The 10,841-nt window shown below is 62.3% G+C and carries 9 protein-coding genes; 7 read left to right on the plus strand and 2 right to left on the minus strand.

Features of this window, described 5'->3' with window-relative positions; translation table 11 throughout:
• Positions 1 to 36 precede the first annotated feature (36 nt).
• The gene (locus HX869_RS25300; RefSeq protein WP_003213176.1) at positions 37 to 1,350 is read right to left on the minus strand and encodes an ATP-binding protein; all 1,314 of its coding nucleotides are present in this window, start codon (positions 1,348 to 1,350) and stop codon (positions 37 to 39) included.
• Between the two features lie 116 nt (positions 1,351 to 1,466).
• Positions 1,467 to 2,207: a two-component system response regulator OmpR gene (ompR, locus tag HX869_RS25305; protein ID WP_003213175.1), complete on the minus strand. Its 741-nt coding sequence runs from the start codon at positions 2,205 to 2,207 to the stop codon at positions 1,467 to 1,469.
• A 357-nt stretch (positions 2,208 to 2,564) separates the two neighbouring features.
• Here ompR and HX869_RS25310 point away from each other — a divergent pair, with 357 nt between their 5' ends.
• From HX869_RS25310 to tauD, 7 genes are all read left to right on the plus strand, one after another.
• A complete protein-coding gene (locus HX869_RS25310) occupies positions 2,565 to 4,889 on the plus strand; it encodes a Tex family protein (RefSeq protein WP_003213172.1) in 2,325 nt (774 codons plus the stop codon).
• Positions 4,889 to 5,272, plus strand: a complete 384-nt coding sequence (locus HX869_RS25315) for a PaaI family thioesterase (RefSeq protein WP_003213170.1) — start codon at positions 4,889 to 4,891, stop codon at positions 5,270 to 5,272. Before HX869_RS25310 ends, HX869_RS25315 begins: the two co-directional genes overlap by 1 nt.
• A 214-nt stretch (positions 5,273 to 5,486) precedes the next feature.
• Positions 5,487 to 7,070 (plus strand): glutamate--cysteine ligase, encoded by a 1,584-nt coding sequence (gene gshA / locus HX869_RS25320; RefSeq protein WP_008435798.1) that lies wholly within the window; start codon positions 5,487 to 5,489, stop codon positions 7,068 to 7,070.
• Between the two features lie 246 nt (positions 7,071 to 7,316).
• Complete coding sequence (tauA, locus tag HX869_RS25325) at positions 7,317 to 8,294, plus strand: taurine ABC transporter substrate-binding protein (RefSeq protein ID WP_003213167.1); 978 nt, start codon at positions 7,317 to 7,319, stop codon at positions 8,292 to 8,294.
• An 18-nt stretch (positions 8,295 to 8,312) separates the two neighbouring features.
• Positions 8,313 to 9,092 carry a taurine ABC transporter ATP-binding subunit gene (tauB, locus tag HX869_RS25330; protein ID WP_023659332.1) on the plus strand — a complete coding sequence of 260 codons (780 nt, stop codon included), beginning with the start codon at positions 8,313 to 8,315 and terminating at the stop codon, positions 9,090 to 9,092.
• Positions 9,089 to 9,925 carry a taurine ABC transporter permease TauC gene (tauC, locus tag HX869_RS25335; protein ID WP_003213163.1) on the plus strand — a complete coding sequence of 279 codons (837 nt, stop codon included), beginning with the start codon at positions 9,089 to 9,091 and terminating at the stop codon, positions 9,923 to 9,925. Before tauB ends, tauC begins: the two co-directional genes overlap by 4 nt.
• A 21-nt stretch (positions 9,926 to 9,946) precedes the next feature.
• Positions 9,947 to 10,783 (plus strand): taurine dioxygenase, encoded by an 837-nt coding sequence (tauD, locus tag HX869_RS25340; protein ID WP_003213162.1) that lies wholly within the window; start codon positions 9,947 to 9,949, stop codon positions 10,781 to 10,783.
• Positions 10,784 to 10,841: the final 58 nt, after the last annotated feature.

A 10,841-nucleotide genomic window follows, 5' to 3' on the forward strand; every position in this document is an offset into this window, starting at 1 on the left:
GACCCACCGCCTTCGCGAGCAAGCCCGCTCCCACATTTAGACCGCGTCCCTGGGCAACATCAGCCCCAACGGCAAGCGCACTCGCGCTTCCAGGCCGCCATCCGGCCGGTTGCGCAATTCGACATTGCCGCCATGCATCGAAGCAATCCGCCGCACAATCGCCAGCCCCAGGCCCGTGCCTTTGCCACCCCGGGCACGGTCGCCTCGGGTGAACGGGTTGAAGATACCTTCCAGTTCCGCCGGATCGATGCCGGCCCCACGGTCCATGACACTCAGCACCACGTAAGGCGCGCTGGTATCCCCGGAAACGTAGGCTGCTACTTCCACATCGGAACCGGCGTGATGCAGCGCGTTACCAATCAGGTTATTCAGCAGGCGCTTCATCGAAACCCGACGCAACGCGAACGGCTGGATCGGCTCCAGGCGCATGCGCACCTGTTCGCCATTCTGGTTGTAAGGCGCAACCACCTCGCGAACCAGGTCCGTCAGGTCGACCTCTTCCACCACCTCGTCCCGGCCATCGCGGATAAACGCCAGGAACTGGTCGAGAATCGCGTCCATGTCCTCGATGTCTCGAACCATGTCGTCGGTAAGGTCGGTGTGGTTACCCATCAGTTCCAGGGAAAGCCGCAGACGCGTCAGCGGCGTGCGCAGGTCATGGGACACCCCCGCCAGCATCAGCTCGCGCTCGCGCCCCGCCTGTTCGACATCCTCGGCCATCTGGTTGAACGCGCTGTACACCTCGGTCATTTCACTCGGCGTATCGCTGATGGGCAGGCGCACACTGCGGCCCTGGCCCAGCTGGCGTGCGGCAAACACCAGGCGCTTGAGCGGCTGGTTGAGCTGGCGCACGAAAATCCAGGCAGACGCGGTGGAAAGTAAGCCAATCGCCAGGAACCAGCCCAGCACGTTCCAGATCTTCTGCCCCCGCAACGGATGCGGATACAGCGGCACTTTCAGCCAGTCCTCCCCCAGGCTCGGCGCTCGCACCCACAGCGCCGGCGACACATGCATGCGCAACCGCACCTCGGTGTCTTCACCCAGTTCGGCCTGCATCTGGCGCTGGTAGATTTCGCTGTAGGGCCAATGTTGCTCGCCCTCGGGCACGCCCGCGCCCGCGACCCGGACCAGGGTAGCGGCCTTGGCGATCTTCTCGCGGTTCTCGGGGTCTGCGGCCCAATAGGCGCGCAAGGTCAGCGCGACACCGTGGCTGTACTGCCGGTCCACCAGCACGTCTTCGTTCATCAACAGATAAACCAGTGTCAGGGCCTTGGAAAACAGTACGACGATGAGCACCAGCCAAAGGGTGCGTGAGAAGAAACTCTGCGGGAACCACAACGGGGTTTTCATAAAAGACAGCTGAACACCTTGCAGGAGCGAGCCAAGCTCGCAGAATTGCAAACGCCGGGCAACCGGCTGACTCTTATCGAGTCATCACCGGCACGCCCGCCTCTGCAAATCATCGGTCACTTGGTTGCAGTGCCATCCGGCACAAACACGTAACCCACACCCCACACCGTCTGGATATAACGCGGCTTGGATGGATCGGGCTCGATCATCCGGCGCAGACGGGAGATCTGTACGTCGATGGAGCGCTCGAGGGCGTCCCACTCACGGCCACGGGCCAGGTTCATCAGCTTGTCGCGGGTCAGCGGCTGGCGAGCGTTCATCACCAGTGCCTTGAGCACGGCGAATTCGCCGGTGGTCAGCATGTGCACTTCATCGCCACGCTTGAGCTCACGGGTGGCCAGCGACAACTCGTAGTCGCCGAAGGTCACGCTTTCGTCTTCGCTGCCTGGAGCGCCCGGTACCGGGGCGGCCTGGCGACGCAGTACGGCCTTGACCCGTGCCATCAGCTCGTCCGGGTTGAACGGCTTGGCCAGGTAATCGTCGGCGCCCAGTTCCAGGCCCTTGATGCGGCTCAGCTCATCGCCCTTGGCGGTCAGCATGATGATCGGGATCTGATTGTTGGCGCCGCGCAGGCGTTTGCAGGCGGTCAGGCCGTCTTCGCCGGGCAGCATCAGGTCCAGCACCACCAGGTTGAAGACTTCACGTCCCAACAGGCGGTCCATCTGTTCGGTGTTTGGCACCGCGCGGGCACGGTAGCCCTTGGAGTTGAAGAAACGCTCCAGCAGGCTGCTCAGCCCCGGATCGTCATCAACGATGAGAATTTTTTCGCCTTCAGCAGTTTGTGCAGTGCTGCTCATTAGATGCTCCTCTTATCTCGGCGCGCATTATGGCGTAGCTGCCGTTATACGCACCGTGTGCATTGTTAGCAGATTTTTCCTCTACCGCCAGCGAACCCGCGCCCTACAACCTTGGCGGCAATCCCCCCAAGGGCAGAACGCTGGTTATAATGCGGCGCCTTTGTGCAGGGCAACGTCAGTTCGTTACCGTTTACTGCCAGGGGATTTTTTTCACCCGCTTGTAGTGATTTTTTCGATTTCGAGGGTCAATAGGCTGCCTCTTGACCCAGGCAGCGGCGCCAGACGGGCCGCTCAACCAGCCTCGCGAGCCTTGTTTTCCGGGCCTGCGAGCCTGCTTTCAGAATTTCAGGTGGTTTTATGGACAGCATCAACAGCCGCATCGCCGAGGAACTCGGCGTACGCCCACAACAGGTCGAAGCGGCCGTCGCTCTACTGGATGAAGGCTCCACAGTGCCCTTCATCGCCCGTTACCGTAAAGAAGTCACCGGCAGCCTCGATGATATCCAGTTGCGGCATCTGGAAGAGCGCCTGCGCTACCTGCGAGAACTCGACGAACGGCGTATCAGCATCCTCGCCAGCATCGAAGAGCAAGGCAAGCTGACCCCGCAGCTGGAACGCGACATCAAGCTCGCCGACACCAAGACCCGCCTCGAAGACTTGTACCTGCCGTACAAGCAGAAGCGCCGCACCAAGGGCCAGATCGCCCTGGAAGCCGGCCTCGGCGAGCTGGCCGACGGTCTGTTCAACGACCCGTCCCTGGCCCCGGAAGCCGAAGCTGCACGCTTTGTCGATGCCGAAAAAGGCGTGGCCGACGTCAAGGCCGCCCTCGAAGGCGCCAAGTACATCCTCATGGAGCGCTTCGCCGAAGACGCCAACCTGCTGGAAAAACTGCGCAACTACCTGAAGCAGGAAGCCACCCTCAGTGCCCGCGTAATCGCCGGCAAGGAGGAGGAAGGCGCCAAGTTCCGCGATTACTTCGAACACGACGAGCCGCTGAAAAGCATGCCGTCCCACCGTGCACTGGCGATTTTCCGCGGCCGCAACGAAGGCATCCTGAGCTCCGCGCTGAAAGTCGGCGACGAGCTGCCAGGCACCATGCACCCGTGCGAAGGCATGATCGGTCAACAATTCGGCATCCAGAATCAGAATCGTCCTGCGGACAAGTGGCTCAGTGAAGTCGTGCGCTGGACCTGGAAGGTCAAGCTCTACACCCACCTCGAAACCGACCTGCTGGGCGAGTTGCGCGACGGCGCCGAAACCGAAGCCATCAGCGTATTCGCCCACAACCTGCACGACCTGCTGCTGGCCGCACCCGCCGGCCCACGCGCGACCCTGGGCCTCGACCCGGGCCTGCGCACCGGCTGCAAGGTTGCCGTGGTCGACGCCACCGGCAAGCTGCTGGATCACGCCACGGTTTACCCCCACGTGCCGCACAACAAGTGGGACCAGACCATCGCCATCCTGGCCGCCCTGTGCGCCAAGCACTCGGTGGACCTGATTGCCATCGGCAACGGCACCGCCAGCCGTGAAACCGACAAGCTGGCCGCCGAGCTGATCAAAAAATACCCAGGCATGCAGATGACCAAGGTGATGGTCTCCGAGGCCGGCGCTTCGGTGTACTCCGCGTCTGAACTGGCTTCCAAGGAATTCCCGGACCTCGACGTGTCGATCCGTGGCGCCGTGTCCATTGCTCGCCGCCTGCAGGACCCACTGGCCGAGCTGGTGAAGATCGACCCGAAATCCATCGGCGTCGGCCAGTACCAGCACGACGTGTCGCAGCTGAAACTGGCTCGCGGCCTGGACGCCGTGGTTGAAGACTGCGTGAACGCCGTGGGCGTGGACGTAAACACCGCTTCGGTTGCGCTACTGGCCCGCATCTCCGGCCTCAACGCCACCCTGGCGCAGAACATCGTGACCCACCGCGACGAAAACGGTGCGTTCAAGACCCGTGCAGCGCTGAAAAAAGTCGCACGCCTTGGCGAAAAAACCTTCGAGCAAGCCGCCGGCTTCCTGCGCGTCATGAACGGTGACAACCCGCTGGATTCCTCGGCTGTCCACCCGGAAGCCTACCCGCTGGTACAACGCATCGCCGCTGAAACCGACCGCGACATCCGCTCGCTGATCGGCGACGCCGCGTTCCTCAAGCGCCTGGACCCGAAGAAGTACACCGACGAAACCTTCGGCGTGCCGACCATCACCGACATCCTGCAAGAGCTGGAAAAACCTGGCCGCGACCCGCGTCCCGAGTTCAAGACCGCCGAATTCCAGGAAGGCGTCGAAGACCTCAAGGACCTGCAACTGGGGATGATCCTCGAAGGCGTGGTGACCAACGTGACCAACTTCGGCGCGTTTGTGGATATCGGCGTGCATCAGGACGGTTTGGTGCACATCTCTGCGCTTTCGGAGAAGTTCATCAAGGACCCGCGTGAAGCGGTGAAAGCCGGTGATGTGGTCAAGGTCAAGGTCATGGAAGTCGACATCCCGCGCAAACGCGTCGGCCTGTCGATGCGCATGAGCGACACCCCGGGCGAGAAAATCGACGGTGCCCGCGGCGCACGCCCGGGCTCGGCGCCACGCCAGTCCCAAGGCGCCGCCCCCCGCAAGGAAACCGCTGCGCCAGCCCCGGCCAACAACGCCATGGCTTCGCTGTTCGCCAACGCCAAACAACTGAAGAAACGTTAATGGAACTGCCAGCCGGCTTGACCCACAGCGCTTTCAGCGAACTCATTGGCTGCCGCCTGCAGCGCCTGGAAACCGGTGTTGCCGAGGTGGCCTTGACCCTGGAACCGCAGTTGCGCAACCGCGCTGGCAAGCTCCATGGCGGGGCGATCTTCAGCCTGGTGGACATTGCCATGGGGCTGGCGTGTTCCAGCTCCCATGGTTTCGACCAGCAGAGCGCGACCATCGAATGCAAGATCAACTACATCCGCGCCGTTTCCGACGGCGATGTGCTGTGCACCGCTCGAGTGATTCACCCGGGTCGGCGCACGCTGGTGGTCGAGGCGGACGTGTACCAGGACGAAAAACTGGTCGCAAAAGCACAAGGCACCTTCGCTGTCCTATAGCTCCCTGTCATCGATTTGAGTTAATTTCGGCGCTTCGAAAGTTGCGCCGAACTTTTCCTCGTGCGCGATGGCCAGATTCAGGGACGAGGGCGGCTCTTTCAGAGTGGGTCAATCCGGCTCAAAAACCAGGCGATAACGCCAGTTTCCACTTCACCCTTGTAGACCGTCCTGACCACCCCCATATTGGGGCGACTGACGCGTGAAGGAATCCAACTTGAGCGAACTTCTCAACCGCCGCCTGGCCCTGCTCGGCAAGCACGAACACCTCTCTTTGCTCGAGCAATGCCTGCACGGCATCGAGCGCGAATGCCTGCGCGTCACCGGTGAAGGCCGACTGGCACAAACGCCGCATCCCGAGGCCCTGGGCGCTGCACTGACCCACGAACAGATCACCACCGACTATTCCGAGTCGCTGCTTGAATTCATCACGCCGGCGTTGCCCAACCCGGCCGATACCCTGAGCAGCCTCGACAAGATCCACCGTTTTGCCTACAGCAAGCTCGGCAGCGAGTACCTGTGGAGTCCATCGATGCCGTGCCCGTTGCCGGCCGAGGAAGATATTCCGATTGCCTACTACGGCACCTCCAACATCGGACAGCTCAAGTACGTGTATCGCAAGGGCCTGGCCCTGCGGTACGGCAAGACCATGCAGTGCATCGCCGGGATCCACTACAACTTTTCCCTGCCGGAAGACCTCTGGCCGTTGCTCAAGGAAGCCGAAGGCTTTGTGGGCACCGACCGGGATTACCAGTCCACGGCCTATATCGCGCTGATCCGTAACTTCCGCCGCTACAGCTGGCTGCTGATGTACCTGTTCGGCGCCTCGCCGGCCCTGGACGCGGGTTTCCTGCGCGGTCGTTCGCACCAGCTCGAAGTGCTGGACGCCGACACCCTGTACCTGCCGTACGCCACCAGCCTGCGCATGAGCGACCTGGGTTACCAGAGCAACGCCCAGGCCGGCCTGACGCCGTGCTACAACGACCTGGCGAGCTACACCGACAGCCTGCGCGAAGCTGTGGCAACGCCCTACGCACCGTACGTCGAAGTCGGTACCCATAAGGACGGTGAGTGGGTTCAGCTCAACACCAACATCCTGCAGATCGAAAACGAGTACTACTCCAACATCCGGCCCAAGCGCGTGACCTACACCGGCGAACGGCCGATCCAGGCGCTGATGGCCCGTGGCATCCAGTACATTGAAGTGCGCTGCCTGGACATCAACCCGTTCCTGCCGATGGGCATCGACTTGCAAGAGTCGCGCTTCCTCGATGCGTTCCTGCTGTATTGCGCGCTGAATGACAGCCCGCTGTTCGCCGACAATGAGTGCGGCAACGCCACCTCCAACTTCCTCAGCGTGGTCAAGGAAGGCCGCCGTCCGGGCCTGCAATTGCAGCGCCGTGGCGAATCGGTGGACATGAAGGAATGGGCGGCAGAGCTGCTGGAGCAGATTGCTCCGCTGGCGGCGATGCTGGACCAGAGCCAGGGCATCAATGAACACAGCCAGGCGCTGGACGCGCAGCTGGCGAAGGTCAAGGATTCGTCCCTGACCCCGTCGGCCCAGGTGCTGGCGGCGATGAGCGAGCGTAAAGAGAGCTTTGCGCAGTTCTCGCTGCATCAGAGCCAGGTGCATGCAGAGTACTTCCGCAGCGAGCCGTTGAAGGCAGAGGAACAGGCACGTTTTGAGGAGCTGGCGCGCAGTTCGCTGGCGCAGCAGGCGGAGCTTGAGCAGAACGAAGTGGGTGATTTTGACGTGTTTGTCGGGTCGTACCAGGCGAGCATCCTCGCCATCAGCAACTAAAAGCCTGACACAGACCCCTGTGGGAGCGGGCTTGCTCGCGAAAGCGTTGTATCAGTCGATGTATTCGGTGACTGATTCACCGCTTTCGCGAGCAAGCCCGCTCCCACACTTGACCTATGCGCCTTCCTGCCTGGCGCGCGAGTTTCTCCTCATAAGCTAATTCGAAAATGTTATTTATTTTCGGATTCTTAGATCATTTAGTCTTCTCACACGCCGACCTCCGGCCGCCTGATGAGGACTTCCCCCTTGAAACTGCACTTCCCCCTTCGCCTCTTGGCGGCGTTGTCCCTGGCCGGTGCCAGCCTGTTTGCCCAGGCCGCCGACGTGACCATCGCTTACCAGACCACCGTTGACCCGGCGAAAGTCGCCCAGGCCGACGGCGCTTACGAAAAAGCCACCAACGCCAAGATCGACTGGCGCAAATTCGACAACGGTGCCGACATCATCGCCGCCATCGCTTCCGGTGACGTGCAGATCGGCTACCTCGGTTCCAGCCCGCTGACCGCTGCCGTGACCCGCAAGGTTCCGGTGGAAACCTTCCTGATCGCCACCCAGATCGGCGGGGCCGAGGCCCTGGTGGCCCGCAACGGTTCCGGGATCAACAGCCCGCAGGACCTGATCGGCAAGAAAGTCGCCGTGCCATTCGTTTCCACCGGCCACTACAGCCTGCTGGCCGCGTTGAAGCACTGGAACATCGACCCGTCCAAAGTGACCATCCTCAACCTCGCCCCGCCGGCCATCATCGCCGCCTGGAAACGTGGTGATATCGACGCCACCTACGTGTGGGACCCAGCGCTTGGCGTAGCCAAGGAAAACGGCAAGGTGCTGATCACCTCCGGCGAACTGGCCAAGTTCGGCGCGCCGACCTTCGATGCCTGGATCGTGCGCAAGGATTTCGCCGAGAAGCACCCGGAAATCGTCACGGCTTTTGCCAAGGTCACCCTGGATGCCTATGCCGCTTACCGCAAAGACCCACAAGCCTGGCTGGCTGACAAAGGCAACGTCGACAAACTGGTGAAGCTCTCCGGGGCCAAGGCCAGCGACATTCCGCTGCTGCTGCAAGGCAACGTCTACCCGCTGGCGGCTGACCAGGTCACCCTGCTCGGCGCACCGACCACCAAGGCTGTCACCGATACCGCCGCGTTCCTCAAGGAACAAGGCAAGGTCGACGCCGTACTGCCGGACTACGCCCCGTACGTCAGCCCGAAGTTCATCACTAACTGATACCAGGAGTTAACCGCGATGGCCTTGCTACAACTGGAGCGCATCAGCGCACAGTACCCAGGCAGCCCGGAGCCAGTACTGGCAGATATTTCCCTGAGCCTTGGGCCCCAGCAATTGCTGGTGGCCCTCGGCCCTTCCGGCAGTGGCAAGACTTCGCTGTTGAACCTGATTGCCGGCTTTGTCGAACCCAGCGCCGGGCGCATCACCCTTGACGGTGTGCCGGTAAAGGGGCCGAGCGCCGAACGCGGCGTGGTGTTCCAGGACGACGCCCTGCTGCCCTGGCAGGACGTGCTGGCCAACGTCGGCTTCGGCCTGGAGTTGGCAGGCGTGCCCAAGGACCAGCGGGAAATCCGCGCCCGGGAAATGCTCGCCCTGGTGGACCTCGCCGGTTTCGACAGCCGCCGTATCTGGCAACTCTCCGGTGGCCAGAAGCAACGTGTCGGACTGGCCCGTGCATTGGCTGCCGACCCCCGCGTACTGCTGATGGACGAACCCTTCGGCGCCCTTGATGCCTTCACCCGCGAACAGATGCAGGAGCTGTTGCTGCAAGTCTGGCGGCGCACGGCCAAACCGGTATTCCTGATTACCCACGACATCGAAGAAGCGGTGTTCCTCGCCACGGATTTGATTCTGCTGGCGCCCAACCCCGGCCAGATCGTCGAGCGCCTGAGCCTGGACTTCGGCCAGCGCTACGCCGCCGGTGAGTCGGCACGCGCGATCAAGTCCGACCCGCGCTTTATCGAAACCCGCGAACACGTGCTGGGCAAGGTGTTCTCGCAAAGGCAGGTGTCCGCATGAGCAGTTACGAATTACCGGCCACGGCCACCAAGCCGGCGAGCAAACCCGTCGTGCCCGTACGCCGCAGCCTGAGCACCCGCTGGATCAGCGTGCTGACCCTGGTGACCCTGGTTGCCATCTGGTGGGCCGTGACCGCCAGCGGGCTGATCGAGCCGCTGTTCCTGCCACCGCCTTCGGCCGTGCTGCAAAAAGGCTGGCTGCTGGCGACCACCGGCTACATGGATTCCACCCTGTGGCAGCACCTGGGCGCGAGCCTCAAGCGCATCGGCCTGGGCCTCGGCTTTGCCGTGCTGACCGCTGTGCCGGTGGGGATTGCCATCGGTTCCAACCGCATCGCCCGGGGCATTCTCGACCCGCTGATCGAGTTCTACCGGCCGATTCCACCACTGGCCTACCTGCCGCTGATCGTGATCTGGTGCGGCATCGGCGAGCTGTCCAAAGTACTGCTGATCTACCTGGCGATTTTCGCGCCGATTGCCATCGCGACCGCCACCGGCGTACGTACCGTCGACCCGGCCAAACTGCGCGCCGCGCAGTCGTTGGGCGCTACCCGGGCACAACTGATTCGCCATGTGATCCTGCCGAGCGCCCTGCCCGACATCCTCACCGGCGTGCGAATTGGCCTGGGCGTGGGTTGGTCGACCCTGGTAGCCGCAGAATTGATCGCGGCCACCAGCGGCCTGGGCTTCATGGTGCAGTCCGCGGCGCAATTCCTGGTCACCGACGTGGTGGTGCTGGGGATTCTGGTGATCGCGCTGATCGCCTTCGCCATGGAAATGGGCTTGCGTGCCCTGCAGCGCAAATTGGTGCCGTGGCATGGCCAGGCACACTGAAAAATTTTCGACGAGAATCCCATGAGCAGCCTGACCGTAACACCTCTCAGCACCGCCCTTGGCGCCCAGATCAGTGGCGTCGACATCACCCAACCGCTGAACATTGAAGACCGCGACGCCATCGAACAGGCGCTGCTCAAGCATTCGGTGCTGTTCTTCCGCAACCAGCCGATCAACCCGCAGCAACAGGCGCGGTTCGCGGCGAATTTCGGCGACCTGCACATTCACCCGATCTACCCCAACGTGCCGGAGCAGCCTGAAGTGCTGATCCTCGACACCGCCGTGACCGACGTGCGCGACAACGCCATCTGGCACACCGACGTGACCTTCCTGCCCACCCCGGCCCTCGGCGCGGTGCTCAGCGCCAAGCTGCTGCCGGAGTTTGGTGGCGATACGTTGTGGGCCAGCGGGATTGCCGCGTATGAGGCGTTGTCCGAGCCGTTCAAAAAGCTGTTGGACGGTTTGACGGCAACCCATGACTTCACCCGCTCCTTCCCGCTGGAGCGTTATGGCAACACGCCGGAAGATTTGGCGCGCTGGGAAGAAGCCCGGCGCAAGAACCCGCCGCTGTCTCACCCGGTGATTCGTACACACCCGGTGAGCGGGCGTAAATCGCTGTTCGTCAGCGAGGGGTTCACCAGCAAGATCAACGAACTGGAGCCGGCGGAAAGCGACGTGGTGTTGAAGCTGCTGTTTGCCCATGCAACACGGCCGGAATTCACCATTCGCTGGCGTTGGCAGGAAAATGACGTGGCGTTCTGGGATAACCGCGTGACCCAGCATTACGCGGTGGATGATTACCGGCCGCAGCGGCGGGTGATGCATCGGGCGACGATTCTTGGAGATGTGCCGTTCTAGCAGGCACACCACAAATCAAATGTGGGAGCGGGCTTGCTCGCGAAAGCGGTGAATCAGT

The organism is Pseudomonas sp. P7779 (assembly GCF_013386315.1).
Lineage (GTDB): Bacteria > Pseudomonadota > Gammaproteobacteria > Pseudomonadales > Pseudomonadaceae > Aquipseudomonas.